Source organism: Arthrobacter sp. B6, from assembly GCF_001663775.1.
In the GTDB taxonomy this organism is placed as follows: domain Bacteria; phylum Actinomycetota; class Actinomycetes; order Actinomycetales; family Micrococcaceae; genus Arthrobacter.
In genome coordinates this window covers 1,491,789-1,517,892 of sequence record NZ_KV467168.1, presented here as the reverse complement: position 1 = coordinate 1,517,892, position 26,104 = coordinate 1,491,789, and the positions used below count along the sequence as shown (strand labels likewise).

General features: G+C 65.1%; 22 protein-coding genes. 14 read left to right on the top strand and 8 right to left on the bottom strand.

Annotated elements, in window-relative coordinates:
- Window positions 1-18: 18 nt before the first annotated feature.
- A complete protein-coding gene (iolB, locus tag AU175_RS06535) occupies window positions 19-918 on the bottom strand; it encodes a 5-deoxy-glucuronate isomerase (protein WP_066286829.1) in 900 nt (299 codons plus the stop codon).
- Window positions 919-982: 64 nt separating this feature from the next.
- The gene (locus tag AU175_RS06530) at window positions 983-1,723 is read right to left on the bottom strand and encodes a GntR family transcriptional regulator (RefSeq protein ID WP_066286828.1); all 741 of its coding nucleotides are present in this window, start codon (window positions 1,721-1,723) and stop codon (window positions 983-985) included.
- 214 nt (window positions 1,724-1,937) lie between these two features.
- On the opposite strand from AU175_RS06530, the gene AU175_RS06525 reads away from it, so the two are divergent.
- A complete protein-coding gene (locus AU175_RS06525; protein ID WP_066286827.1) occupies window positions 1,938-3,071 on the top strand; it encodes an LOG family protein in 1,134 nt (377 codons plus the stop codon).
- 35 nt (window positions 3,072-3,106) lie between these two features.
- On the opposite strand, the gene AU175_RS06520 is transcribed toward AU175_RS06525, so the two are convergent.
- Together AU175_RS06520 and AU175_RS06515 are read right to left on the bottom strand one after the other, a co-directional pair.
- On the bottom strand, window positions 3,107-4,003 hold the full coding sequence (locus AU175_RS06520) for a matrixin family metalloprotease (RefSeq protein WP_066286825.1): 897 nt from the start codon (window positions 4,001-4,003) through the stop codon (window positions 3,107-3,109).
- Complete coding sequence (locus AU175_RS06515) at window positions 4,003-5,205, bottom strand: VIT1/CCC1 transporter family protein (protein WP_066286823.1); 1,203 nt, start codon at window positions 5,203-5,205, stop codon at window positions 4,003-4,005. Before AU175_RS06515 ends, AU175_RS06520 begins: the two co-directional genes overlap by 1 nt.
- A 245-nt stretch (window positions 5,206-5,450) precedes the next feature.
- On the opposite strand from AU175_RS06515, the gene AU175_RS06510 reads away from it, so the two are divergent.
- Complete coding sequence (locus AU175_RS06510; RefSeq protein WP_066286822.1) at window positions 5,451-5,681, top strand: hypothetical protein; 231 nt, start codon at window positions 5,451-5,453, stop codon at window positions 5,679-5,681.
- 109 nt (window positions 5,682-5,790) lie between these two features.
- On the opposite strand, the gene AU175_RS06505 is transcribed toward AU175_RS06510, so the two are convergent.
- A complete protein-coding gene (locus AU175_RS06505) occupies window positions 5,791-7,305 on the bottom strand; it encodes a sodium:solute symporter (protein WP_066286821.1) in 1,515 nt (504 codons plus the stop codon).
- A gap of 291 nt (window positions 7,306-7,596) precedes the next feature.
- On the opposite strand from AU175_RS06505, the gene AU175_RS06500 reads away from it, so the two are divergent.
- The 11 genes from AU175_RS06500 (at window position 7,597) to AU175_RS06450 (ending at window position 21,988) form a co-directional block, all read left to right on the top strand.
- A complete protein-coding gene (locus AU175_RS06500) occupies window positions 7,597-8,172 on the top strand; it encodes a helix-turn-helix domain-containing protein (protein WP_066290680.1) in 576 nt (191 codons plus the stop codon).
- Between the two features lie 171 nt (window positions 8,173-8,343).
- The gene (speB, locus tag AU175_RS06495) at window positions 8,344-9,408 is read left to right on the top strand and encodes an agmatinase (RefSeq protein ID WP_066290677.1); all 1,065 of its coding nucleotides are present in this window, start codon (window positions 8,344-8,346) and stop codon (window positions 9,406-9,408) included.
- A 5-nt stretch (window positions 9,409-9,413) separates the two neighbouring features.
- Window positions 9,414-11,117: a thiamine pyrophosphate-binding protein gene (locus AU175_RS06490; RefSeq protein WP_066286820.1), complete on the top strand. Its 1,704-nt coding sequence runs from the start codon at window positions 9,414-9,416 to the stop codon at window positions 11,115-11,117.
- Window positions 11,118-11,296: 179 nt separating this feature from the next.
- Window positions 11,297-11,770: a MarR family winged helix-turn-helix transcriptional regulator gene (locus AU175_RS06485; RefSeq protein ID WP_066286817.1), complete on the top strand. Its 474-nt coding sequence runs from the start codon at window positions 11,297-11,299 to the stop codon at window positions 11,768-11,770.
- A gap of 112 nt (window positions 11,771-11,882) precedes the next feature.
- Entirely contained in the window at window positions 11,883-13,529 is a 1,647-nt protein-coding gene (locus tag AU175_RS06480) for an MFS transporter (RefSeq protein ID WP_156642363.1), read from the top strand.
- A 230-nt stretch (window positions 13,530-13,759) separates the two neighbouring features.
- A complete protein-coding gene (locus AU175_RS06475; RefSeq protein WP_066286815.1) occupies window positions 13,760-15,493 on the top strand; it encodes an ABC transporter ATP-binding protein in 1,734 nt (577 codons plus the stop codon).
- Window positions 15,490-17,574, top strand: a complete 2,085-nt coding sequence (locus AU175_RS06470; RefSeq protein WP_066286813.1) for an ABC transporter ATP-binding protein — start codon at window positions 15,490-15,492, stop codon at window positions 17,572-17,574. Before AU175_RS06475 ends, AU175_RS06470 begins: the two co-directional genes overlap by 4 nt.
- Window positions 17,575-17,675: 101 nt before the next feature.
- Window positions 17,676-18,092, top strand: coding sequence for an acyl-CoA thioesterase (locus AU175_RS06465; protein WP_066290675.1), 417 nt, complete (start codon window positions 17,676-17,678; stop codon window positions 18,090-18,092).
- A 91-nt stretch (window positions 18,093-18,183) separates the two neighbouring features.
- A complete protein-coding gene (locus AU175_RS06460; protein ID WP_156642210.1) occupies window positions 18,184-18,417 on the top strand; it encodes a PLDc N-terminal domain-containing protein in 234 nt (77 codons plus the stop codon).
- 81 nt (window positions 18,418-18,498) lie between these two features.
- Window positions 18,499-20,724 (top strand): McrB family protein, encoded by a 2,226-nt coding sequence (locus AU175_RS06455; protein ID WP_066286808.1) that lies wholly within the window; start codon window positions 18,499-18,501, stop codon window positions 20,722-20,724.
- Between the two features lie 16 nt (window positions 20,725-20,740).
- Window positions 20,741-21,988: an McrC family protein gene (locus AU175_RS06450; RefSeq protein ID WP_231938483.1), complete on the top strand. Its 1,248-nt coding sequence runs from the start codon at window positions 20,741-20,743 to the stop codon at window positions 21,986-21,988.
- Between the two features lie 49 nt (window positions 21,989-22,037).
- Here the strand turns inward: AU175_RS06450 and AU175_RS06445 are convergent, their stop codons facing one another.
- Window positions 22,038-23,693, bottom strand: a complete 1,656-nt coding sequence (locus AU175_RS06445; RefSeq protein ID WP_066286806.1) for a sensor histidine kinase — start codon at window positions 23,691-23,693, stop codon at window positions 22,038-22,040.
- Between the two features lie 101 nt (window positions 23,694-23,794).
- Here AU175_RS06445 and AU175_RS06440 point away from each other — a divergent pair, with 101 nt between their 5' ends.
- On the top strand, window positions 23,795-24,568 hold the full coding sequence (locus AU175_RS06440) for a response regulator transcription factor (RefSeq protein ID WP_197497055.1): 774 nt from the start codon (window positions 23,795-23,797) through the stop codon (window positions 24,566-24,568).
- Here the strand turns inward: AU175_RS06440 and AU175_RS06435 are convergent.
- Together AU175_RS06435 and AU175_RS06430 are read right to left on the bottom strand one after the other, a co-directional pair.
- Window positions 24,541-24,951 (bottom strand): Hpt domain-containing protein, encoded by a 411-nt coding sequence (locus AU175_RS06435; RefSeq protein ID WP_066290670.1) that lies wholly within the window; start codon window positions 24,949-24,951, stop codon window positions 24,541-24,543. The genes AU175_RS06440 and AU175_RS06435 overlap by 28 nt on opposite strands.
- A 615-nt stretch (window positions 24,952-25,566) precedes the next feature.
- The gene (locus AU175_RS06430) at window positions 25,567-26,091 is read right to left on the bottom strand and encodes a very short patch repair endonuclease (protein ID WP_082979040.1); all 525 of its coding nucleotides are present in this window, start codon (window positions 26,089-26,091) and stop codon (window positions 25,567-25,569) included.
- Between the last annotated feature and the right edge of the window lie 13 nt (window positions 26,092-26,104).

Here is a 26,104-nt window from a genome sequence, read left to right as displayed (position 1 = left end):
AGGGAGGAGGACTCCAGGCTATGCCCCGAATGGCAGGCGGGGGTCCACGTCCTGGCCCTCCCAGGTCTGGCGGATCCAGCCGTGGTGCGGATCATCGCTGATGAGCCAGTCGCGGACCGGGCCGGGGCCGGCCATCACGTTCAGGTAGTACAGGTCGTAGCCCGGGGCGGCCATTGCGGGCCCGTGCCAGCCGTAGGGGACCAGGACAACGTCGCCGGTGCGGACCTCCGCCGAGACGTTGATGGGCCGATCATCCGAGGCGTAGACACGCTGGTAGCCGATGGCGTCGCCCTGCGGGCCAGCCGCGGCCGGTCCGCCGGGCGCAACCCGGGTCTCGAAGTAGTAGATCTCCTCGAGGCTGGTTTCGCCGTCCTTCTCCTCGTCGTGCTTGTGCGGAGGATACGAGGACCAGTTGCCCGCGGGCGTGATGACCTCGCAGACGATAAAGCGGTCGGCTTCCAGCGCGGCCGGGGTGCCGAAGTTGTGCACCTGGCGTGAGCAGTTGCCGGCCCCGCGGAGCTCCACCGGGGTTTCCGCCGCGCTTACCAGCCGCGTGGGGTGGGACGCCTGGGCCGGAGCGGTCGCAATGGCTACCCTTCCGCCGTCGGCCGAGCTGATGGTGACGGCCTTCTCCACAGCTGTGTAGAGCACGTCGCTGGGGCCGCTGAAGACGCTGGCCCTGCCGGCCAGCTCGAAGTCCTGGCCGTCGACGGCGGCGCTGAAGGATCCGCTCAGCGGAACCACAATGCGCTCCTCGCCGGCGGCCGGAAGTACGACGGCGGCACCCGCCGCGAGCGTCGCGACTTTCAGGCCCGTGTGGGCCCAGCCGTCCACTTTGAGTGCCGAGTCGGACGTTCCAAGGGAGACGTCCCAGTTGCCGTCGGCGGCGGAACCGAGCGGATAGACCCAATTGGCCATGGATTTGCTCTTTCGTTGAGGGCACAGCTGGCGTTGAAAGCGCCCCGGCGCCGCTGGTGTGGTCCTAGCGCTGGACGAGGGTCATTTCGAAACTGTAGGAATCGCCGCGGTAGACGTGGTGGCCGGTTTCCACATTGCGCCCGGTGTCATCGACGGCGGTGCGTTCCATGGTCACCAAGGCTGAACCCGGTTCGGTCTCCAGCAGGGATGCCTGGTAGTCGTTGGCCACCATGGCCCCGATGCGCTGCGAGGCGAGCCGGAAGTTCACTCCGCCGTTACGCAGGATGCCGTACAGGCCCTGGGCGCTGAGCTGGGCTTCATCGATGGACGTGATGTCATCGCGCACCCAGTTCTCCATCAGCGCCAGGGGCTTGCCGCCCACCCTGCGCAGTCGGGTGAAGTGGTAAACCTTGGCACCTGAAGGAAGCTGGAGGGCTTCGCGGGTGGCTTCGTCTGCTTCGATGTGCGAGAAGCTGAGGACGTCAGTGGTGGGTTTGCTTCCGTTGTTGCTGAGGTCATCGTAGAGGCTGGAAAGTTCCAGGGGCCTTCGTACCTGGCTGGAAACCACCTGGGTTCCGACGCCGCGCTTGCGCACCAGCAGTCCGGAGCGAACCAGCTCATCCATGGCTTTGCGCATGGTTGGCCGGGAGAGGTTGAGCTGGGCTGCAAGGTCTATCTCGTTGTCCAACCGGCTGCCGGGAGGAAGCAGCCCGGTGTGGATGGCAGACTCAATGCCCTGTACTACTTGGTGGTAGAGGGGCACTGGCGAAGAGCGGTCGATGTTGAGATTTAGTTGATTCGCCATTGAGCGCTCCCTCGTGTTCCACGGCTGCCGGTTCTGCCGGCCACCGCGAATGTCAGCCTATGTTCGCTTGATAGGACATACTGCCTTTGGGACGATAGTAGCAAACTCCCTTCGGGCAGCAAAAGACCCGTGATCCAGCCATGGGGCGGCATACAACAGTAGGCTGGGCCGATGAACAACCGATCAGCTGTCCGGTGAACGCCAGGTCCCCGGCATGAACCTCTCCGGCAGCCTGGGCTCCAGCCCGCGGACCCTGGAGGTCGAAAGCCTGGACAGCTTCGACCGACTGGTGGCGGGCGGCGCAGTGGCCATGCACGGCTGGCACGCCCAGTCACTGGACTTGCGTGGGCGTAAAGCAGCGCTGGAGGCCCTTGACGTCGAAGGGGCCATCTTCCTGGGCTGCACTTTTGACCAGGGTGTCGAAGATAACCTGCGACGACGGGGCGCACTGATCTTTCCCCGGCTTGAGGGCGTGCCCTTCGACCCCTACCGGGCACGGCTGTACACGCCTCAAGAGTTGTACGCCGGGCTGGACCATAACCCTTATGAGGAGCTGCCTGATGCACTCGTCTACCAGTGGAGCATCCGCTCCGGGCAACGGCGCCGGCTGGACGCCACCCTGGCTTCGGCGCTGCACGACCACGCCATCGGAGACGCCCTGGACGAATTGGTCCGCTCCGACGTGGCTGCCGGACTGACCGTAGTGGGCGTGATGGGAGGCCACAACGCCCAGCGCGGTACTCCGGAGTTCGCCCAGGCGGCAACATTGGGCAGGCTGTTGGCGGGGAGCGGGAGGCTGGTGGCCACCGGAGGCGGTCCCGGCGCCATGGAGGCCGCCAACCTGGGTGCCTACCTCAGCGGTATTCCCCAGCACGAGTTCGAGGAGGCGCTGGCTTCACTGGGGTCCGTGCCCGGCTTCCGCCCCTCCGTGTCCGCGTGGGTCCGGGCCGCGGCCGCCGTCGTCGAACGTTATCCTGACGGAACGCCCTCGCTGGGCATCCCCACCTGGTTCTACGGTCATGAGCCGCCAAACTACTTTGCCACGCACATTGCCAAGTACTTCGCCAACGCCGTGCGCGAGGCGATTCTGCTGGAGGTCTGCAACGGCGGCATCATCTTCCTGCCCGGAGCGGCCGGTACCATTCAGGAAATGTTCCAGGACGCGTGCGAAAACTACTACAGCGCACGCGAAGCCGTCACGCCGATGGTCCTGGTGGGCAGCCGCTATTGGCAGCAGGAGTACCCTGCCTGGCCCATGCTCCAGCGGCTGGCAGCCGGACGGGCCATGGCGGACCGGATCTTCCTGGTGGACACCGTTGACGACGCGCTCGCCGTGATCGGCGGGTAGCCAGAGGACTTCGCGCGTCTCCGCGGGTGCCGCGCCTACAGGTCTTTCCGGCAGAGGGCACCGGCCAGTTCATACAGGCCGTTGAGATCGCCCGCTGCAAGGCCCTCCGGCGTGCCGATCTCCGGGTACATGAGCTGCCGGTGGTCCTCCACGTGTTCCAGTCCCATGACGTGGCTGAGCTCGTGCAGGATGACGGCCGTGGCGTACAGCTCGCCGTCCGGTTGCCGCAGCTCTTCGGCGATCTGCGGGGCGTCCAGCTCCAGGCTGCCGGTGACGAAAGTCTTGGGCCCGTCGTCGTAGCTGAAATGCGTGCTTCCGCCTGTGCCGATCACTTTGCCCTTGAGGTGCGGAGCCACCTCGGGGGTGGTCCAGGAGACCAGCAGCGGCGCCCAGCGGTCGCCATACTCGTCCGGCTGGTACGGCGCGCGCTGCGCGGAGGGCTGTTCGCTGGTGGGGCCGTCGTAAATGAAACGGATCCCGGTGGCCTGCGACATGGTGTCCATTGCCTCCGGGATGAGGTCCTGCGCGCCGGACGGGACCAGCTCCGCGTTTACCACGTAGTGCAGCGGCCGGCACGGTGAATACCCCACGGGTGTGCCGTCGTCGTTTGTCGCCAGGAACCGGTAGGAATCGCTCACATACGGGGGCCGTTCCGGCGTTCCCAGCGGCGCGTCTTCCTCCTCGAGGCCGGGCGGGGGAGCGTCAGGCCGGCCATCGGCGGCAGGCCGGACGCCTCCGGCTTCCCCCGGTTGGACCGGTCCCGGGCCAATGCGGATATCCAGCAATTCCCCTACGCGTGAGCCGCCGTAGACCACGCCACCAACCACCAGGGCCGTGGTGCCGGCGGTAATCCCCAGCAGGACGTTCCGCAGGGAACGCCCCGCAGATCGCCGCCCGCTGCTTTGCGGGCGCTGCTGGGTAAGGTTGTCCATCAGCCCACCACAGTGCCGAAGGCCAGGCCAAGCACATAAGTCACTGCTGCGGCGCCCAGACCGATGGCCAGCTGCCGCAACCCCCGCGTCAGCGGTGACGTCCCGGACAGCAGGCCAACGACGCCGCCGGTCATCAGCAGTGCCAGGCCCACCAGGACGCCGGCCACCACCAGGGCGGCCACGCCTGTCATGCCGAAAAGGAAGGGAAGAATGGGCACGATGGCTCCGGAAGCAAAGAAGCAGAAGCTGGACAATGACGCGCCCAAGGCGGTTCCCACGGCTTCGTGCTGGTCCCCTGTTTCGGGGAGCTCGGGCTGCAGGGACAGGCTGGGATCGCAGTCGCAGGAGAGCAGTCCCATGCGTTCCGCCACGCGGTGCTCAGCTGCTTCGTGGGACATGCCACGCGCCAGGTACACGAGCAGCAGCTCGTTATGTTCGATGTCCAGCTTGGGTGCTGCCGCGAGGGTGATTTGGGTGGGCCGGGTGGCCGCGAGGAGTTCACGCTGCGACCGGACGGAGACGAATTCGCCGGCACCCATGGAAAGCGCGCCGGCCAGAAGCCCTGCGATGCCGCTCAGGAGCACCACGCTGCTGGCCACGCCGGAGGCCGCCATGCCCATGACCAGGGACAGGTTGCTGACAAGGCCATCGTTGGCTCCGAACACGGCAGCGCGGAATGTCCCGGCCAGCCGGTTGCGGCCCCGCGTTGCCAGGCCACGGACCACTTCCTCGTGGATCTGTTCGTCAGCGGCCATGGCCGGCGTTGCAGAAGGGTCCTTGGCGTAGGGGGAGCGGCCTTCGGCGCGCTGGGCAAGTGCCAGGACAAAGACCGAGCCGAAGTGGCGGGCAAGGAAGCCCAGCAATTGGCTGCGCAGCGACGCGTGGCGGGATTTTTCGGCGTGTTCGCCCAGGAGGCTAAGCCAATGAGCCTCGTGCCGGCCCTCTGCTTCAGCCAAGGCCAATAGGATGTCGCGTTCTTCGCCGCGCCGGTTCTGCGCCAAATCGCGGTAGACAGCGGCCTCCGCGCGTTCGTCAGCCAGGTACTGGCGCCAGCGCCGGATGTCCGCGGACGTGGGCTGGGTGCTTGGGGGCCGGACTGCGGTTTCGCGCTCCGACGTCGTGGGAGCGGACGGGGCAGACTCCGGGGTGGTGGACTCTGACCGGGCGGCGCGGTGCTGGCCGGGACTGGCGTGCTGAGACACAGAAGCTCCTGAGCTTGATGGGGGATGTGCGGCCCCATTGCAACGCCCAGCTTACCGCGGAATTCCGCGGATTTTTGGCTGGCAAACCTCACTGCGGAGTTTCGGGCTCCCTCAAAGTCAGGACTCTGGCCCTCCCATGCGCGGACCCTTGACCGAGGCCACCGGCGGTGCTGTGATGAAAGTGTGGCGCCCGCCAGCGCCCAGCCGAAAGAGCACGTCAGTGGCGAACAAACGGAGGTTGCACAATGAACACCACCGGACAGCACCCGGACATGCCGCACCTTGATGCCGTAGAAGCCGATCCCGCATATGACTACGCCGAGGATGCGCCGGTTGACGAGAACGACTGGGATGCAGAGGACGAATTCCTGGACGCTGAAGAAATAGTTATCCCGACCCCTCCGGTGAAAGTCGACGCGGAGGAGCGCGTTGTTCCGCTGGATCCCGACGAGTTCCGCGAAGCTGAAGAGGAGTAGGACGGACGACGGCGGCGCCTCCTGTTCGCTGATGAGCGAAAGGAGGCGCCGCCGTCGTGCTTTACCTTGCTTGAACCGGGTCCCTACGTTGATCAGGCCCGTTGAGATCTCACGGCGCCGTGACAGTAACCGGAACTTCGTTTTCCTGGCCGGCCACGCGCCGCACCCAGTTCCGCATGACCTGCGGGTCCGTGGGTTTGGTGAGCAGTGAGACTGCCACGTAGACCACGGCTGAGCTGATGAGGCCGAAGTAGATCGGTTCGTTGGCGAAGACGCCGTCCAGCGGGGCCTTGGCGTTTATCTCGAGCACGATCATGGTGCCAAGCGTCACTACTGAACCCACCGCCATGGAGACAGCGGCGGCCAGGCCGGTGCCGCGCTTCCATACAAGGCCGCCGAGGATGGCAACCAGGAGTCCGCCCACCAGGATGTCGTAGGCGATGGTCAGTGCGGCCACGACGTCCTTGGTGATGACGGCGATCAGGATGGCCACGATGCCAAGTGCCAGGACCCACAGGCGGTTGGCCCTGACGTCGTGCTCGGGGTTGTCGGTGTCACCGGTGTTGATGTCCTTGCCGAACCAGCTGGCAACAAATGGCAGGACGTCGGCGCGGGCCACCGTGGCGGCGGCAATCAGGGCGCCGGAGGCGGTGGACATCATGGCGGCCACGGCCGCGGCGAGTACCAGTCCGCCGATGCCGATCGGGAGGATCGTCTGGGCAACCTCGGCGTAAACATCGTCCGTCGCGGCGATATCCATACCGGACAGGGCAACGCTCGCGGCCATCCCGATCAGGGCGCCGGCAACGCCGTAGAGGATGCAGTAGATGCCGGCGGTGGCGCCGCCCCAACGGGCCACGCCCGGGGTTTTGGCTGTGAACACACGCTGCCAGATGTCCTGGCCGATCAGCAGGCCCAGGGTGTAGACCACAAAGTACGTGATGATGGTCTGCACGCCGATGCCGTCCATCTGGAAGAAGCTCTCGTCAACGCGGCTGCGGATACCGTCGAGGCCGCCTGCTGCGTTGAGCGTGAAGGGAAGCATGAGGGCGAAGATGCCCACGGTCTTGATGACGAACTGCACCTGGTCCGCGAGCGTAATGGACCACATGCCGCCGATGGTGGAGTAGACCAGGACGATTGCTCCGCCGATGGCGATGGCGAGCCAGCGGTCCCAGCCGAAGAGGACCACAAAGATGGTGGCGTAGGCGCTGGTGGACGTGGCGCAGAGCATCAGCGTGTACGCCAGCATGACGATTCCCGAGGTCTGCGTTGCCTTGCTGCCGTAGCGAAGGGTGAGCATCTGGGAGACGGTATAGATCTTCAGCTTCTGGATGGTGCCGGCGAAGAGGAGGCTCAGCAGCAGCACGCCGGCGCCGATGGCCACCACCAGCCACATACCGGAGATGCCGAACTTGTAGCCGAGGCCCACTCCGCCGACCGTGGAAGCGCCGCCGAGGACGACGGCGGCCATGGTGCCGGTGTAGAGGAACGGGCCAAGGCGGCGGCCGGCCACGAGGAAATCGCTGTTGTTCTTGGTGCGGGACTTACCCCACCAGCCGAATGCAAGCATTGCGATGAGGTACACCACCACAATGGCGATGTTGACGAAGTTAGCGTCCATGTTGCGGCTCCTTGGAGCTGATGTGCAGCGTGCTGGAACCCGGAGGCTGCTGGGGAGCCGGTATTCCGCTGCTCTTACGGGGTGGGATGAGGAGAACCCTCAGACGTTGGCTCCCGGAAATATTGCATGGGAGACAACACTTGTTGCCTAGAAGCGTATGCTGTGACCGTGGTAACAGTCAAGGGGCCGCCGCCACTCCGCCGGCTGGTGCGTGGCGGCGTCACATGGGGGAGCGGCCATTAGGATTGCTCCAGGGATGGGGCCGGGCTGCCGGCCATGAAAGGTCTGCACATGAAGGCACTGCCAGTTGAGCCGAGCAACGTTCCGGTTGCCATCGGGTCCCGAATCCGTGCCGCCCGGCAGTCCCAGCGACTCACCATCGAGCAGGTTGCGGATGCCACGGGCCTGACCAAAGGCTTCCTGAGCCGTGTGGAGCGCGACCTGACCTCCCCTTCTGTCGCATCGCTGGTGACCTTGTGCCAGGTCCTGTCCATTTCCATCGGGGACCTGTTCGCTGCTCCGGAAACCCACTTGACCAAGCGCAATGACGGACCGCGGATTTCGCTGGGCGGCGAAGGGATCGTGGAGCGCCTGCTGACGGCCCGATCGGAACGCCGGATCCAGATCATCCAGGCAGTCATTGAACCCCATGGCCGCGGCGAGTCGGAGCTCTATGCCGTGGACTGCGACGTGGATGTGCTGCACGTTATCAAGGGCAGTATCCGGCTGATTCTCACCAACGAGGAATATGAGCTCAGCACGGGGGACACTGTCACCTTCCCCGGCCGTGAACCCCATACCTGGGTCAACCCCACCGATAAGGCCGTCGAGGTCCTCTGGGTGCTGGTTCCCGCCGCCAGCCGGTAGCACCAATCTAAGTAGCAGCAGGTGTCGTTTTGAACGCTCTAAACGGCATCTGCTGCTACTTAGTTGCGCCAGTGATCCCCTGGGGCTTGTAAACAGTTGATGCGCATTAGGAAACTTAGGGGTATGATGGCTGTCACACCCGCCGACCAATCCTCGAAGGAGGGGCTCACTGTGAAAGAGCTGCGCATCGAAGCCAACGGCAACCTTGGCCCTATCGATTCATCCCGCATCCCGCGTTACGCGGGAGCTGCGACGTTTGCCCGCCTGCCCCGCCTGGACCAGGTGGCGAAGGCTGACGTGACGGTAGTGGGCGTGCCCTTCGACTCCGGCGTGTCCTACCGCCCTGGTGCCCGGTTCGGCGCCAACCATGTCCGTGAGGCCAGCCGCCTGCTGCGCCCGTACAACCCGGCGTGGGACGTCAGTCCGTTCGAAAACATCCAGGTGGCTGACGCCGGCGACATGGCCGTCAACCCGTTCAACATCAATGAAGCGATCGAAACCGTCCAGCAGAACGCCCTGGACCTAACGGCCGGCGGCGGCAAACTGGTAACACTTGGCGGAGACCACACCATTGCGCTGCCCCTTCTTCGCGCGGCGGCCGAGCGCGCCGGCGGTCCCGTCGCGATGCTTCACTTTGACGCCCACCTGGACACCTGGGACACCTACTTCGGGGCTGAGTACACCCACGGCACCCCGTTCCGCCGGGCTGTTGAAGAAGGCATCCTGGACACGGAAGCCATCAGCCACATCGGAACCCGCGGCCCGCTCTACGGCAAGAAGGACCTCGACGACGACCACCGTTTCGGGTTCGGCATCGTCACCGCCGCTGACGTCTACTACCAGGGCGTCCTTGAGACGGTGGCCAAGGTACGGGACAGGATCGGCGACCGCCCGCTCTATATATCCGTGGACATCGACGTGCTGGACCCCGCCCACGCCCCGGGTACCGGAACCCCCGAAGCCGGCGGCATCACCAGCCGCGAACTCTTGGAGATCATCCGCGGCTTCCGTGGCATGAACCTGGTGGGCGCCGACGTCGTGGAGGTGGCCCCCGCGTACGACCACGCAGAAATCACCGGCGTGGCCGCGAGCCACGTCGCCTATGAACTGATCACCCTGATGGCGGACAATGCTGTTGAAGGTGACCGGTTCGGGGCGGCCAACGGCTACGCCGCCCAGGCCCTCGGCCAGGAAGTCCGCCAGCCCGCCGGCTTCGCCGCCGGAATCAAGGAGTAACGACAGTGATCGATTTCGATCCCGGCACGGCAGCCCCGACCAAGGGAACCAGCCAGCGCAACGGCGGGGACCTCGTCGTCGAAACCCTTGAAGCGCTGGGCGCCAAAACAGTCTTCGGCATCCCGGGCCAGCACGCGCTGGGCCTGTTTGATGCCATGGGCCGCGGCAACCTGCATTTTGTCTCCTCCCGGGTGGAAAACAACAGCGCCTTCGCCGCGGACGGATACTCCCGCGCCACGGGCGAGGTTGGCGTGCTGTTCCTGTCCACCGGTCCCGGCGCGCTGACGTCCCTCGCCGGCCTCCAGGAGGCCTACGCCACAGGGGTGCCTATGGTGGTGGTGGCCAGCCAGATCCCCTTGGAAGGACTGGGTGCCCGCCGCAAGGGCATGCTGCACCAGCTGGATGACCAGAAGGCTTCGGCCGCGAACGTCACCAAAAGCCAGCGCCTGATCCAGCATGCCTCCGGCATTCCGTCGGCCATCCAGGACGCCTGGACCGAAGCCATCTCCTCCCCGCAGGGTCCGGTCTGGCTGGAGATACCGCAGAACGTGCTGCTGGATCCCATCATGGTTCCCCCGGTAGAGGACGCGCTTGCCGAAGCGGCGGACAACCCGCCACGCGTCGAGCTGGTCCGCGAAGCCGTGAAGTGGCTGTCGGCGGCGGAGCGTCCCGCAATCATCGCCGGCGGCGGTACCCGCCGGGGCCGTGCGGAGAAGTCCCTGCTTTCCATTGCGGAAAAGCTGCGGGCGCCGGTGATCTGCACGCCGGGCGGCAACGGGGCGTTCCCGTGGAACCATGAGCTGTCGCTGCAGTCCTGGATCGAGGACCGGTACATGACCGACGTCCTGGAGGATGCGGACGTCCTGATCGTGATCGGCTCGTCCCTGGGCGAGGTCACCTCCAACTATTTCACCTTCGAACCTCGCGGCCGGATCATCCAGATCGACGCCGAACCCCGCGTGCTGGAGTCCAACCGTCCCGGCCTGGGCATCCGCGCCGACGCCGGCCAGGCACTGGCCGCCCTGGACGAAGCCCTGGCTGCTCCCGTGGACACCACGCGCAGCTGGCACGGGACGTCCCCCGAGAACCTGGTTAAGGAGTCCCTCGCCAAGGTCAGGGCGAGGCTGGAATCGCAGGACCTGGCCAAGGAACTGAAGTTCATGGCAGACATCCGCGAAGCCGTTCCCGCGGACATGCAGACCTATTGGGACATGACCATCTCCGCCTACTGGGGCTGGAGCTGCTGGGACGCGCGGGAGGGCCAGTTCCACTCTGCCCAGGGGGCCGGTGGCCTCGGTTATGGTTTCCCCGCTGCCATCGGCGGCGCTGTGGGGCTCGAAACGGTGGGTAAACCCGCTGGTTCGTCGCGAGTACTCGCCGTGTCCGGCGACGGTTCGGCCATGTACTCCATTTCCGAACTCGCCACCGCGAGGCAGCACAACATTCCTGTGACCTGGCTGATCGTGGACGACGGCGGCTACGGCATCCTGCGCGAATACATGGTGGGCGCCTTCGGCAAAGCCACGGCCACCGAGCTCGCCCGTCCCGACTTCGTCAAGCTGGCCGAGGCCTTCGGTGTGCCGGCCACGCGCGTGGCTCCGGAGAACGTGGGGGACGCCCTCCAGGCGGGCTTCGCTGCCGACGGACCCAACGTCGTCGTCGTCGAAACCCTGCTCAAGATGTTCGGCCCCACCCACCTGGACGGCTAAGGACCCGCTCCACCTGAGCGCGAACGTACAGTTGAGGCCCCATTTCCGCAAGGACCTGGGGCCTCAAATGTACGTTCGCGCTTGTTTGGTTTAAGGGCGCTTAGTGGATTAGTTTCCCAAAGCAACCTTTTTAGGTATATAGTTGCCTAAGGCAAGCAATCTAAAGGAGCGTCAAACCCATGGCAGTTACGCCGGATACTGCGGCAGACCTCGTCTCCCAGATATTTGACCTCCAACGCGCGGTGCGGTGTGTGGCCGCAGCGAGCATTCGCGGTCAGGAAACAGGGGTCGCGCTGCAGGGGGTACTTCGCTTCGTGGGGGAGGGCGAGACCCGTGCCACGCGTCTCGCCGAACGTCTGGGCGTCAGCGCGCCGGTCCTCAGCCGCCATATCGCGGAGCTCGAGGAACAGGGGTACGTCAACCGGCGGCAGGATCCCGACGACGGCCGCGCCCAGTTGGTTGCGCTGACCCGGGAAGGCGCGGACAAGCTCCGCCGCATCGAGGAACAGCGCACAACGGCGCTGCGGGACTATCTCCGCGAATGGAGCCAGGAGGACGCCGAGGACACGGCAAGGACCCTGAGGAAACTCGCCGAATCCCTCAAACATTCAGTCCGGGCAAAGGCGGCCGGACCTGCCACTACAAACGAATAGGAGCAGACTTATGCCCAGTTACGCCGCAGCCCCCACATCAGCAACCGCCCACCCGAACCCCAACACCCCGGTGTTGCCGGCCCCCGGATCCGCTCCTGACCAGCAGCCGGTAATGTCGCACCGCCAGATCATGGAAGCCCTGACCGGACTCCTGGCCGCCTTCTTCACCGCCATCCTGAGCAGCACCATCGTGGCGAACGCGCTGCCCACCATCATGTCCGAGCTGAGGGGCACCCAGACAGACTTCGCCTGGGTCATCACGGCGGCCCTGCTGGCCAACGCCGCCACCACGCCCATCTGGGGCAAACTTGCCGACCTGTTCGACAAAAAACTGCTGGTCCAGCTCAGCATTGTGATTTTTGTGGCCGGCTCCGTCATGGCTGGCCTGTCCGAGACCATCCCGCTGCTGCTGACCGCCCGCGTGATCCAGGGTGTGGCGATGGGCGGCCTGACCGCCCTGGCGCAGGCCATCATCGGTTCCATGATTCCGCCCCGGGACCGCGGCAAGTACTCGGGCTACATGGGCGGCGTGATGGCCGTGGCCACCGCTGGCGGACCGCTCCTGGGCGGCTTCATCGTGGACAGCCCGCTGGGCTGGCGCTGGACGTTCTTCGTCTGTGTGCCGCTCGCCGTCGTCGCCCTGGTCCTGCTCCAGATCACGCTCAAAATCCCGTACGTCAAACGCCCCGCCAAGATCGACTGGCTCGGCTCCATCCTGCTTACGTCCGGCGTCAGCATTCTCCTGATCTGGGTGTCCTTCGCCGGCAACCCCGACTACTACGCCTGGTGGTCCTGGCAGTCAGGGCTGATGGTGGGCGGGGGTGTGGTGCTCCTGGCGCTGCTGGTCCTGGTGGAATCCAAGGTGGAACAGCCCATCATTCCACTCAAAATCATCTCAGAGCGGACCACAGCCCTGGCCATCCTGGCTTCCGTGGCAGTGGGTGTTGCCATGTTCGGTTCGTCAACATTCCTGGGCCAGTACTTCCAGGTGGCCCGCGGCGCCACTCCCACCGAAGCGGGCCTCCTGACGCTGCCCATGATCGCCGGCAACCTCATCGGATCAGTGGGTTCGGGCCTGCTGATCAGCCGCACTGGCAAGTGGAAGCGATACCTGGTGGCCGGCTCCATCCTGCTAATCGCGGGCCTCGGCCTGGCCGGCACCGTGGATCACACCACGGAACTGTGGCTGACCGGCGTCTACACCGCGGTCCTTGGCCTGGGGCTGGGCATGGTGATGCAGAACCTGGTCCTCGCCGTCCAGAACACGGTCAAGGCCACGGACATCGGCACCGCCAGCGCTTCGGTTGCCTTCTTCCGTTCTGTCGGCGGGGCGATCGGGGTGTCCGTGCTGGGCGCCGTTTTGGGCACCCGCGTCACCCAGCTCGCCAACGAAGGCCTGGCAGCCGCCAACATCCCGGTGCAAGGCGACGCGGGGGCCAGCATGGACCTCGTGGACCTTCCCCAACCGATCCGCGACATCATGCGTGCCGCATACGGCGATGCCACGGCGCAGATCTTCCTGATTTCCGCGGTCATCGGCGTGATTGCCCTGGTGGCTGTCCTGTTCATCAAGGAAAAGCCACTCCGCCGTACCGTTGATATCCAGCCGGAGGTTGAACCCGGGCAAGCAGTGCCGGCACCCGCACTGCCGGCGCCCGCGGCGGCGGCAGCCCAGGCGGAAAGCACGACGGCGGCACCCGGGCGGAGTGCCGGCGTCGACAATCCGGACCGTGAGTTCGTCGGGGTGCTGAGGCGGTAGCCAAACGGCGCGAACGTACAGTTGAGGCCCTGGCGTGTGGGCCACAAGTGTACGTTCGCGCCGGTTTGTGGCGGCATCGGCCCCAGCAGGTACGCCGATCGGATGATCTTTGTGCGCGGATGTTTCGCCCGGGCAACGGATTTCGTAGAGTGGGAAGGCTAAGAATGTCAGCCCCGGCTGCTACTACTTATTCTCACCATTTCGCGCTCTCTTCCTAAGGACCCGTGGGCATGCTTCTCACCCTCATACGGCGCTATTCGAAACCGTATACGCCGTACATCGTGGCCGTCATCGTGTTCCAGCTGGCGTCCACAATCGCGGCGCTCTACCTCCCCAGCCTCAATGCCCAGATCATCGATGAAGGCGTTTCCCGCGGGGATACGGATTTCATTTGGCGGACCGGCGGCGTGATGCTCCTTGTCGCCTTCATCCAGGTTGGAACCGCAATCGCCGGGGTGTACTACGGCTCAAAAACCGCGATGGCCGTGGGACGGGACCTGCGCCGGGGCGTCTTTCGGAAAGTCACCAGTTTCTCCGCCAAGGACGTGAACGCCTTTGGCGCACCCACCCTTATTACCCGCGGCACGAACGACGTCCAGCAGGTCCAGATGCTGGTGCTGATGGGGCTGAACTTCATGGTGGCCACCCCCATCATGTGCATCGGCGGCATCATCATGGCGCTGCGCGAGGACATCAACCTGTCCTGGCTGGTCTGGGTGTCCGTACCGGTGCTGATTGTGGTGGTGGGCTATCTGGTGGTCCGGCTGATGCCGCTCTTCCGCTCCATGCAGAAGAAGATCGACCGCATCAACGCCGTCCTGCGCGAACAGATCATCGGCATCAGGGTGGTCCGCGCCTTTGTCCGCGAGCCCTATGAAACAGAACGCTTTGGCGAGGCCAACAAGGAACTGACGGACGTGTCGCTGAAGATCGGCGCACTGTTTGTCCTGATGTTCCCGGCCATCGGTATGATCCTGCACCTGTCCACCGCCGCCGTGCTGTGGTTCGGCGGGCAGCGCGTCGATTCCGGTGAGATGCAGGTGGGCGCCCTGACGGCGTTCCTGCAGTACCTGCTCCAGATCCTGATTGCGGTCATGATGGGCACGTTTATGGCCATGATGATCCCGCGCGCCTCGGTGTGTGCGGACCGCATCGGCGAGGTGCTCGACGTCGAACCCTCCATCCACGACCCCGAACGGCCGGAAACACCGGCCACCCTCGCCGGCGTGGTCGAATACCGGAACGTCACCTTCGCGTACCCCGGCGCCGAGTCGCCGGTGCTGAGCAACATCAGCTTCACAGCCAAACCGGGCGAGACCGTTGCGATCATCGGGTCCACCGGTGCAGGAAAATCATCACTGCTGTCCCTGCTGCCGCGCCTCTACGACATCGCCGAGGGTGAGGTGCTTCTCGACGGCGTGTCGGTCAGCAAGCTGGACCGGGCCGAGATTACCAAGCGCGTGGCCCTCGTGCCGCAGCGCCCGTATCTTTTCTCCGGAACGATCGAGCACAACCTGCGCTTCGGCAAGACCGAAGCCACGGACCAGGAACTGTGGGATGCGCTGCAGGTGGCCCAGGGCGAGGACTTCGTTCGCGAAAAGAAGAATGGGCTGAACGCCCGCATCGCCCAGGGCGGCACCAACGTCTCCGGCGGCCAGCGGCAGCGGCTCTGCATTGCGCGTGCACTGGTCACCAAGCCCAGGGTGTACCTCTTTGACGACTCCTTCTCGGCCCTGGACGTCGCCACCGACGCCAGGCTCCGGTCGGCGCTGAAGCAGACCACCTCCGACGCCACCGTGATCATCGTGGCCCAGCGCATCTCCACCATCACTGAGGCTGACCAGATCCTGGTCCTGGACAACGGCCGGATCGTGGACAGGGGCACCCACGAGGAGCTCCTGGAAACGTCGCCCACATACCAGGAAATTGTTGAATCCCAGCTGAGCGTGGAGGAAATGGCATGAGCGCCCCCAAGAAGGACTTAGCCGGGACCGGCCGCCAGCCCACTGAACCGGCGCCCGTGCCGGGCGCGGACACGGCTGGGACGCCCGAGGTCCTGGAAGATGACGAATTCTTTGAGGAGGAGTACAAGCCCTCGGAGGCCGACGGTGACATGTTCGGCGGCATTCCTGCCAAGAAAGCCGAACATTTCTGGCCTTCAGCCAAGCGGCTGTTGGGACTGCTGAAACCCGAAGCCGCAGGAATCTACGCCGTCATTGCCCTGGTGGTGGTCGCCGTTGTCCTGAACGTCATCGCGCCCAGGATCCTTGGCCAGGCCATGGACGTGATCTTCGGCGGGGTAGTGGGTAAACAGCTCCCCGCGGGTGCCAGCAAGGAAGCGTTCGTGGAGGGTCTGCGCCAGCAGGGGCAGGACAACTTCGCGGACATGATCTCGAAGATGGAACTGGTGCCCGGAAGCGGCATCGACTTCCAGAAGCTCTCTGTCCTCATTGCCGTCGTGCTGCTGATGTATTTTGTGGCCAACATCTTCCTGTGGCTTCAAGGCTACGTCCTGAACCGCATCGTCATGAAGGTCATCCGCCGGCTCCGGGACGACACGGAAAAGAAGCTGAACCGGCTGCCGCTGAACTACTTCGACACCCGCCAGCGGGGCGACGTCCTCTCCAGGGTGACGAACGACGTTGACAACATCCAGCAGGCGCTCCAGCAGGCCTTCGCCCAGCTGATCAACTCACTGTTGACTGTCATCGGCATTGTGGTCATGATGTTCATCGTTTCCTGGCAACTGGCGCTGATTGCCTTGATCGCCCTCCCGCTGTCCGGCGTCGCCGCGGGCATCATCGGGTCCCGCAGCCAGAAGCTCTTCGCCGCACAGTGGAAGAACACCGGCTCGCTGAACGGACAGATCGAGGAGTCCTTCTCCGGCCACGACCTGGTACGCGTTTTCGGCCGCGACGCCGACATGCTGGAGCGCTTCGAAGAGCGCAACGAGGCTTTGTACAAGGCAAGCTTCGGCGCGCAGTTCGTCTCCGGCATCATCTTCCCGGTGATGCAGTTCGTCTCCTACCTCAGCTACGTTGGCATCGCCGTAGTGGGCGGTCTCCGCGTCGCCTCCGGTTCCATGTCCCTGGGCGACGCCACGGCTTTCATCCAGTACTCGCGCGAGTTCACCCAGCCGCTGGGACAGATGGCGGGCATGGCCAACATGCTGCAGTCCGGTGTGGCGTCCTCGGAGCGGGTCTTTGAATTCCTTGACGCCGACGAACAGGACGCGGAAACGGCTACCGGCCACCTGCCGGCCAAGACCGACGGGCATGTGGAATTCCAGGACGTCACCTTCAGCTATACCCAGGACAAGCCGCTGATCGAAAACCTGTCCTTCACCGCAGAACCCGGGCACACGGTGGCCATCGTCGGTCCAACGGGCGCCGGCAAGACCACCCTGGTGAACCTGGTGATGCGCTTCTACGAACTCAACTCCGGGTCCATCACGCTGGACGGCGTTGAGATTACCAAGCTGAGCCGCCAGGAGCTTCGCTCCAAGGTTGGCATGGTGCTGCAGGATGCGTGGCTGTTTGGCGGCTCCATCTACGACAACATCCGGTACGGCAACCTGGACGCCACCGAGGAGCAGGTCATGGCCGCAGCCAAGGCTACCTTCGTGGACCGTTTTGTCCGCGCCCTGCCGGAAGGCTACAACACCGTGATCGATGAGGAAGGCAACAACGTCAGCGCCGGCGAAAAGCAGCTCATCACCATCGCCCGCGCGTTCGTGGCCAACCCGTCGCTGCTCATCCTGGATGAGGCCACCAGCTCCGTGGATACCCGCACCGAACTGCTGGTGCAGAAGGCCATGGCCGCGCTGCGGACGGACCGCACCAGCTTTGTCATCGCCCACCGCCTCTCCACTATCCGCGATGCCGACACCATCCTGGTGATGGAGAACGGCAAGATCGTGGAGCAAGGTAACCACAAGACGCTGATCGCGGCCGAGGGAGCTTACTACCGGCTCTACATGTCCCAGTTCGCGGGATCCAGCGCCGAGGTAACGCCGGTGGATGATTCGACGGCGGTGCACAGCTGACCGCGCAGGATGCCGGTGCGCGCGTCACCGGAGAGGACATCGCCGAAAAGGCCGCGGAAATAGACCCGGCCGGGCCCCGGCGTATCGAGGTGCTCGTCCCCATGCGGTGGGGCGACATGGACGCCTACGGGCACATCAACAACGTCCAGATAGTGAGGATGCTGGAGGAAGCGCGGATCGGTGCGTTTGGGCCGCCACGAGGTGCGGGGTTGCCGGGGATTGAGCCCGCGGTGTCCCTCTTCAACGATCTTCCCGACGGCATCATGGCCTTGGTTGTGGACCACAGAATCCGCTACGTCAGGACACTGGAGTACCGCAACGTCCCAGCCGTGGTCCAAGTGTGGATCGGCGCCGTCAAGGGTGCCAGCTTCGACATCCACTACCTCGTCCAGGATCCCGTCACCGGGGAAGACTGCGTCCGTGCCAGCAGCCACCTCGCTTTTGTGGACGAGGCCACGGGGCGCGTAGTCCGCCTGACGCCAGAGCAAAAGGAACGGATGGCCCCCTTCGTTGTGTGAGCCCGTTGCGCCGGCCGTGCCCACCACCGAAACTGAAGACCTGGACTACGGAAGACCTGGAATGCTGAAACCTCAACTAAGGAGCTCGACCATGGCCAAGAAAAAGACCTGGAAAGAAATGTCACCGGCAGCACGGACAGGGACAGTGCTCGTCGGACTCGTGCAGGTAACCATGATGCTGGCGGCCCAGCGGGACATCTCGAAGCGCCCGGCAGAGCTGATCAACGGTCCCAAGGCCGCCTGGCGGATGGCGGCCCTGATCAACTTCATCGGCCCGATGGGGTACTTTGTGTTCGGCCGGAAACGGCCTGTAACGGGAAAGTAGGCTCGTCCGCCTGCACCCGGCGTGCACCCGGGCCAGGGGCCTTGGAGCGGGCGTTCAGCTTAAGCCTGTAAATTTGAACCCATGACCCCGACCCCCAAAACTGCCATGCCCCGCGCCCTCGGTATCTCCCAGGAGATCGAGGACGCGGCCTGGTTTGTGCTCGGGCCGGGCCTGCAGGGCAAACCGTCCGCCCTGGATGGCCGCACCCTGACGTGGACATCCGAGGCCGCCGCCGAACTCCACGACCGCCTTGACCATGGGGTGGCGGACCCCAAGGCGCCCATGATGACCAACCTGCGCCAGAACCTCCAGGACGCCTCCCGTGCCGCGAAGCAGTTGGCCGTCGAGCTCCTGTTCCTGCAGTCCCTGCCGCTGGCGCACGAGGTCAAGTCGCTCAAGGTCAAGCGCGCCCGCGTGGCCGAGGCCGCCTCCTGGCTGGAACCGCCGCTGGAGCTGCCCGAGGAGCTCTACAAGGGCATGACGGACCACGGCGTAATCAGGGACCGCACCGCCGAATTCAACTGGACCATCTGGGACCACCTCAAGTGGCTCTGCCGCTTTGTGCAGCACGTGGACCAGCAGGTTCCGGCGGCCGTCGGCAAGGCCCTGAAGGACCCGCTGAAGTTCCATGAGCTCGCCGCCGGGACCCCGGGGGACCAGCCCGCCATCCGCCGCAGCGTCGAATACCTGGCCTGGCCCAGCTACTTTGAGCCAGTGGTGGCAGACGTGGAGCGGCAGGAAATCAGGGACGCCTTCGCCTCGCTGGTTGGTGGCGCGAAAGGCGACACCGACGAGGACATCACGGCGGACATCCACCGCATCCGGCTGCACCTGGACGAGCAGGCAGGGCAGCGCATCGACTGGTACGCGCGGCAGCTGGTGAGCCAGTGGCGCAAGGTGGGCGATCCCGGCCGCCGGGCATGGCTGTTGCGCACGCACAGCGACAACGCCGAGCTGCTCGCGGCCTGGCAGGGCGAGGAGAAGGTGACGCTCGACGTCGAACATCTCCGCCTCCTTGACGCCGGCGTGACTGCCGGGCTGGTGCAGCACGCCGTGGACGAGGACTACAAGCACCTGGGCTACGTGGAGCGCGAGGACACCAAGACCGCCGTATTTGCCATCCTGACGGTGATGAAGCCGGGCGACCTGGTCCTGTACCAGAACTCCGGGACGGTACGGCTCGGCGTCGTACTGGGGGAGCCGGAGCACAACGAGGACAACCGCCGGATCCGCCGCAAGGTGCGCTGGTTCGACGAAGCCCACACCACCACCGACCTGCCCCGGCATGTGCAGCGCCAGCTCGCCACGCCGGGGATCATCGTGGACGTCACCAAGGTGGTCCAGGCGCTGCAGGCGCTGCTGCCCGCGGAAGCGGAACCGGAAGACGACGACGCCGGTGCTGCCGCCGCCGTTCCCGTCCAGGAGGGCTTCCGCCCGCTCACCCGGGAGTTCGCGGAGTCGCTGCACATGGATTTGGAACCGTTGCAGGAGATCGCGGAACTGCTGGAGGAAAACCGCCAGCTGGTGCTCTATGGCCCGCCCGGCACCGGTAAGACGTACCTGGCCAAGCACCTCGCCGCGGAGCTGGCTGATGACAGCACGGATGAACGGGTGAAGCTGGTGCAGTTCCACCCGTCCTACGCCTACGAGGACTTTTTCGAGGGCTACCGGCCGGACAAGACCGACGAAGGCCAGGTCTCCTTCAAGCTCGTTGCCGGCCCGCTGCGCCGTCTGGCAGAGGAAGCCGCCAAACCCGGAAACGAAAAGAAGCCGTACTTCCTCATCATCGATGAGATGAACCGCGCCAACCTGGCCAAGGTGTTCGGTGAGCTCTACTTCCTGCTGGAGTACCGTGACGACCGGATCTACCTGCAGTACAGCCCCAACGAGCCGTTCACCCTGCCGGACAACCTCTACATCATCGGCACCATGAACACCGCGGACCGGTCCATCGCGATGATGGACGCCGCCATCCGCCGCCGCTTCGCCTTCATCGAGCTGCACCCGCAGACCGAGCCGGTGAGGGGCTCGCTGCTGCGATTCCTGCAGGCCCGGCAGCTGGATGCGACCCCGGCGCTGCTGCTTGACGCGCTGAACGCCTCGATCGACGAGTGGGATCGGGACCTGATGATCGGGCCGTCGTACTTCATGAAGCCCGCGGCCCAGACCCCCGCCGGGCTGCGCCGGATCTGGAAGTACGAGCTGATGCCGCTCCTGGAGGAGCACTACCACGGCCAGCTGACCCGGGCGCAGCTTGAGGAGCGGTTCGGGCTGGACCAGCTTCTGGGACGCCTTGCTGCCAGTTAGGCCGGTCCAGGCGCCCGTGTTGGGCGTGGCCCCGCGGGGGCCACACCAACCTGCCCGGCACCTGGTCCTGGATGAACTGTCCGGCGGCATCGTGGAGCGGCTCGATGCTGCCAGCGCGGCGTTCCTCAATTCCAGCGGCCTGGCGAAGGCCTCTCCGATGGGCATGGGACTCTACCGGATCGAACCTGTTGGGAAGGTGGGATCGGTCCGCACTTCCACGGTGCAGCTGGACGTCCGCCCCAAGGACCGGCTGGGTTTGAGCCGGCTGCTGTTCCTGCTCAGCTACGCCGGCAACCAAGGCTTCCGCAATGACTCCGTGGCCGCCGCGGAGGACCGCGATCTGTGGAGCGCACTGGCCGAGTCCCTGGTCCAGCTCGGTGAGCGGGCCCTGGGCCGCGGCGTGCTGCAGGGCTACCTCACCGTGGACGAGTCGCTGCGGACCGTGAAGGGCAGGATCCGGATTTCGGACCAGATCTCCCGGCGTCCCGGCATGCTGGTTCCGCTGGAAGTGTCCTACGACGAGTTCACCGAGGACATCGCCGAAAACCGTATCCTTCGCGCCGCGCTGGATCGCATGGGCAAGGTCCCCGGCGTCCGTCCCGAGGTCCTGAGCCGGTTGCGGCAGCTCAAGGGAAAGCTCGACGCCGTCACGCGCCTTGCGTCCGGTGCGCCCCTGCCGCCGTGGTCCCCCAGCCGGATGAACGTCCGGTACCACGCTGTGCTGCGGCTCGCGGAGCTGGTCCTGCGGAACGCGTCCGCGGAGGCAGGGGAGGGGAAACAGCAGACGGCGTCGTTTGTGGTGGATATGGCCCAGGTGTTCGGGGACTTTGTGGGGGCTGCCCTCCGCGAGGCCATGGCGGCGTACCCGGGGGAACTGCGGCTGCAGTACAACGCGCTCCTCAGCGAGGCCGTGCATGATGCCGACCGGCTCTCGGTGCGCCCGGACGCGGTGCATCTTTTGGGTGGTCGTCCGGTGGTGGTCTACGACGCAAAGTACAAGGCTGCCTCCGACATGGGCGCGTCCCTGTCGGCGGACCATTACCAGATGCTGGCCTACTGCACAGCATTGAGGGTTCCCACCGCGTGGCTGGTCTACGCAGGATCGGGCGAGGTGAAACTTCGGCGGATCCTCAATACTGACATCGATGTTGTTGAGTTTCCGCTGGACCTTTCCCGGCCGCCGTCTGACATCCTGGCAGCGGTGGCGGACCTGGCACGGCAGTCGTGGGGCGAGGTAGTACGGTCTGCCCGCGCGGGAGATTAGGCTGCCGCCTGCCCGCGCGGGAGATGCGGCCGGCCGCCAGAACCCTCACCTAGACCGGGACGCGGAACGTGAAGGTGGTTCCTTTCCCCAGCGAGGAGTCGACGTCGATGGTTCCGCCGTGGGCCTCCACGATGGCCTTGCTGATGGGCAGGCCCAGGCCCACTCCGGGGATGGCAGTCCTGCGCACCGCGCTGGTGCGGAAGAACTTGGCGAATACTTCGGCCTGGTCGTCGGCGCTCATGCCCATGCCTGTGTCGCTGACCCGGCAGGTCAGGTGGCCGTCCTTCTGTTCCAGGGACACCACCACGTTGCCGCCGTCAGGCGAGTATTTGATGGCATTGGACACGAGGTTGTCCAGCACCTGGGAGATGCGGGGGCCGTCCACGTGGGCGTCGAGCCGCGCGGGGGTGTCGGCCTTCAGCACCACCCGGGAGGCGTCAGCCTTGGGGCGGGCAGCGGACACCGTGGCGCGTACGAGTTCCGCAACGTCCACGGCGTGCGGCGACACAATCAGCTGGCCGTTCCTGCTGGCCAGGAGATCGGATACCAAGGTGAGCAGGCGTTCTGAATTGCGTCTGATGATCTCCAGCGGGCCCAGCTGGTCATCCGCGGGATCGTCCTCCAGCAGAATTTCGACGTAACCCAGGATGGACGTCAGCGGCGTCCGGAACTCGTGGGACACGCTGGAAACGAATTCGTCCTTGGCAGCCAGTGCGTTCACAAGGTCGGTCACGTCGCCGAAGACAATGACGGACCCAGCGAACTTCCCGTCTGCATCCTTCATGGCGCGGGCGCTGGTGGTGATGGCGCGCTGTTCCTTGCCTGAGCCGAGCCAGACCAGGTAGTCCGTGAAAGTCTCGCCCAGGACGGCCCTGCGCACAGGGCGCTCCTCCACCGGGACGGGAGTGGTGCGGTCCGGGCCGAAGACCAGCAGCTGCGATTCGTTTGGATCCTCGATGTCCCTGGGCCGGGCCAGCTCGTGGTTGGCACGCTGTTTCCGGTTCATCAGGATGTCATGGCCGTCTGCGTCCACCGCGAGGACGCCCAGATGCACAGTGTCGAGAACGGTGTTGAGCAAGGCCTCATGCCGCCGGGTGCGGCGCAAGCCGGCCTGAAGCTGCTCATCCTTCTCCTCCAAGGCACGCTGCTGCCGCGTCATGCTCAAAGTCAGGACGCTGACCGACACCCCGATCCCGAGCAACATGACGGGGAGGAGCAGGGGCTTGGACAAACTCGGGCCTGACAGGTCTCCGCGGATCAGCAACGGAACCCAGATGATGGCCAAGGGTGCGAAAAATGACAGCCACAGCGATGTCCTCGGGTAATATCCTGAGGCGCACAGCCAGATCACGGGGAAAACCGCCAGCAGGCTGATGCCGGTCAGGCTCTCCTGCCCGCCCTCCCTGCCCACGGCTATCGAGACAAAATCCAGGAGCGGAATCAGCAGGAAGCTGGTGTAGGGCAGGCGATCCCACGGCACCAGGTAGCAAAGCGCCATGAGGACCAGTTGCGAGACCAGAAACGCAATAAAAAGCGGGTGCTCCATGGTCGCCGGGAAGAACGCCCACGTGAGAAGTGTCGTGAAGATCGTGGTGACGAACAACGGCATCTGGCTCAGCACCACCCGGTCCGTGAGCCGGTACTCGTGGAACGGCCGGCGGAAGAATCTCAGGCGACCCGAAGCCCACGCAACTGGCTCACTCATGGACAGGTGCCGGGAACACATTTAAGTCAAGACGCATGACAGCAGGATATCGGCAGCCAGCTATATACTTCAGACGTGTCAAGCAGGCTGAGGGGGCTGTAATGAGTGATCCACGCGTGGGGCTCGTCATCGAGGATGACCAGGACATCCGGGAACTGGTGCGGACAGTATTGACGCAGGCAGGCTTTGACGTGACAGTGGCCGGAAGCGGAGCTGAGGGCGTTTTGGCGGCCAAGACGTTGAACCCTGACGTCATCACCCTGGACTTGGGGCTGCCGGACATCGACGGCTTTGAAGTGTCACGCCAAATCCGCGAATTTTCCGACGCGTACATTGTGATGCTCACGGCCCGCACCGATGAACTGGACACCCTGATCGGCCTGGAATCCGGCGCGGACGATTACCTCACCAAACCCTTCCGCCCCAGGGAGCTGCGTGCCCGTGTGGCGGCAATGATGCGGCGACCGCGTGCCGCCGCGGAGCCCGCAGAGCCCGCAGGCGCCGCCGACGCGACCGCCGGGACCGAACCAACTGCGACTGGCCGCGGCAACTACACCCACAACGGACTGGACCTTAGCTACGCGTCGCGCTCCGTGACCGTGGACGGCCAGGAACTGAACCTGACGCGTACCGAGTTTGAACTCCTTTATGCCCTCCTGGAGGCGGGCCGGACTGTCCGGACCAAATCCGACCTGGTGCGGCGCCTGCGGGACGAGGATTACGACGTCGGCAGTTACATCAGCGAGGCGGACGAACGGTCCGTGGAAGTCCACATGGGAAACCTGCGGAAAAAGCTGGGCGATTCGCCGCAGCGTCCGCGCTGGCTTCAGACCGTGCGGGGCGTTGGCTACCGGTTGGCGCCGGTCGAGCGCTGAGCCTGGAGGCGGTGCAGGGTCTGCCGGCTGCACTGGTTGATGGGCTTGAGGTACGCAGCCGCGAGCCGCGGCAGGGCAACTGCAACGTCGCTGTGGGCTGCGTCGCTGCGGATGGCGCTCTCCAGATCCATTGCCAGGCCGGCCAGTCTCTCCGCTCCCACCATTTGGCTGGAGGTCTTGAGGCTTAGGACGGCGTCGACGGCGCCGTCAAGGTCACCGGTTGTCAGGGCCAGGCGAAGCCGGTCGATCCGGTGCGGAAGATAGTCGATGAAGTTCCCCACAAAGACCGTGCAGTAACCTTCGTCCTCGTCCAGTTCCTCCCGCAGCCTTTCCAGGACGGATTGGTCCACCAAGGGCCGCCCGGCATCATCAGATTGCGTCATGACGGTCCTTTCCGCTGGGGCCTCCCGTTCCGAAAGTCCGGCGGTGGCTTGAGGCATCTTTCCTTCTTCAGATTAGGTCCGTTCCCCCGCCCGGTAAGGGTTTTGGACAAGAATTGTGGCTTTCTTGATGAGACTGCGGGTTTTGCGTCCAGGGTCAAAACCGGTGCGGCCGGCACTGCCTTTTGGTGGCCCAGGCCACGCCTTGCTGGGGGCCTGATTGCCCCCTTTTCGTACGTTCAAAACCTTGGTTCTCGCGCTTGGGGGTGCCGACTTGGTGCCAGCCGTGTGCAGGCGTGTGGTCATCCGCATGGAGCCCCCGGAGCTCCCGGAGCACGCCGCCGGACCTGTCCGCGCCGGCGTCGCCCAGCTTCGCACACTGGCCTCCGGAACCGACTCTCACCGCTGCGACCGTCCTCAGCTGCGCTTTGCTGGCCTGGCGAAGTTGCTGGCCTGGCGAAGTTGGAGGGCCTGGCGAAGTTGGCGGAGCTGGCGGACGCGGGAAGGGCACGCGTTCCTCCCCGATAGCCGATCCGGTTGGCCGCTCGATCGGCGCCCACGGCTTCAATCCTTGCCGCTGCTACTCAACATGGACGGCGGCAAAGGATCAAGATCGCCTTAAGTTCCGTCTGTACCGTGACTTGGCCCCTGGCTTGGACCTCGGGCATCGTGGCTCGGACCGTGGCCCTGACCGTGTCCGGGACCATGGCGGGGGATTGCCACGTCGCCGAGGAACTGGACGAGCTGGGCCTCAAGGGCCGAGCCGTCCTTGAGCTCGCATTCCCAAAGTGTCAGGACTTCCCACCCTGCGTCTTCGAGCCGCTTGCGCTGGTCGGCGTCGCGGTTCCTGGTGCGGGTGCGCTTGGTGTCCCAGAAGGCGGCGTTTGCCTTGGGGGCATGCAGGCCAACTCTGCAGTCATGGAAATGCCAAAAACAGCCGTTGACGAAGATGACCTTGCGGCGTCCAGTGAACACCAGGTCAGGGTTGCCCGGCAGGCGGGCCTTCCCGGCTCCGCCGTGCAGCCGGTATCGGTAGCCCTTGGCGTGGAGGAGGCGGCGGACCAGGAGTTCGGGCTTGGTGTTCTTGCCCCGGATCCGGGACATGTTCCAGCTGCGCTGCTCGGGGGTCAGCCTGTCCGCCATAAGTCCAGTCTAG

Bases quoted from the DNA above. Each gene is read 5' to 3' on its own strand.
- iolB (WP_066286829.1), bottom strand. From the start codon at position 918: ATGGCCAATTGGGTCTATCCGCTCGGTTCCGCCGCCGACGGCAACTGG.
- AU175_RS06440 (WP_197497055.1), top strand. From the start codon at position 23,795: ATGAGTGATCCACGCGTGGGGCTCGTCATCGAGGATGACCAGGACATC.
- AU175_RS06505 (WP_066286821.1), bottom strand. From the start codon at position 7,305: ATGGACGCTAACTTCGTCAACATCGCCATTGTGGTGGTGTACCTCATC.
- AU175_RS06460 (WP_156642210.1), top strand. From the start codon at position 18,184: ATGGCCAAGAAAAAGACCTGGAAAGAAATGTCACCGGCAGCACGGACA.
- AU175_RS06480 (WP_156642363.1), top strand. From the start codon at position 11,883: ATGTCGCACCGCCAGATCATGGAAGCCCTGACCGGACTCCTGGCCGCC.
- AU175_RS06475 (WP_066286815.1), top strand. From the start codon at position 13,760: ATGCTTCTCACCCTCATACGGCGCTATTCGAAACCGTATACGCCGTAC.
- AU175_RS06500 (WP_066290680.1), top strand. From the start codon at position 7,597: ATGAAGGCACTGCCAGTTGAGCCGAGCAACGTTCCGGTTGCCATCGGG.
- AU175_RS06510 (WP_066286822.1), top strand. From the start codon at position 5,451: ATGAACACCACCGGACAGCACCCGGACATGCCGCACCTTGATGCCGTA.
- AU175_RS06455 (WP_066286808.1), top strand. From the start codon at position 18,499: ATGACCCCGACCCCCAAAACTGCCATGCCCCGCGCCCTCGGTATCTCC.
- AU175_RS06485 (WP_066286817.1), top strand. From the start codon at position 11,297: ATGGCAGTTACGCCGGATACTGCGGCAGACCTCGTCTCCCAGATATTT.
- AU175_RS06445 (WP_066286806.1), bottom strand. From the start codon at position 23,693: ATGAGTGAGCCAGTTGCGTGGGCTTCGGGTCGCCTGAGATTCTTCCGC.
- AU175_RS06520 (WP_066286825.1), bottom strand. From the start codon at position 4,003: ATGGACAACCTTACCCAGCAGCGCCCGCAAAGCAGCGGGCGGCGATCT.
- AU175_RS06430 (WP_082979040.1), bottom strand. From the start codon at position 26,091: ATGGCGGACAGGCTGACCCCCGAGCAGCGCAGCTGGAACATGTCCCGG.
- AU175_RS06435 (WP_066290670.1), bottom strand. From the start codon at position 24,951: ATGACGCAATCTGATGATGCCGGGCGGCCCTTGGTGGACCAATCCGTC.
- AU175_RS06530 (WP_066286828.1), bottom strand. From the start codon at position 1,723: ATGGCGAATCAACTAAATCTCAACATCGACCGCTCTTCGCCAGTGCCC.
- AU175_RS06465 (WP_066290675.1), top strand. From the start codon at position 17,676: ATGCGGTGGGGCGACATGGACGCCTACGGGCACATCAACAACGTCCAG.
- AU175_RS06470 (WP_066286813.1), top strand. From the start codon at position 15,490: ATGAGCGCCCCCAAGAAGGACTTAGCCGGGACCGGCCGCCAGCCCACT.
- AU175_RS06525 (WP_066286827.1), top strand. From the start codon at position 1,938: ATGAACCTCTCCGGCAGCCTGGGCTCCAGCCCGCGGACCCTGGAGGTC.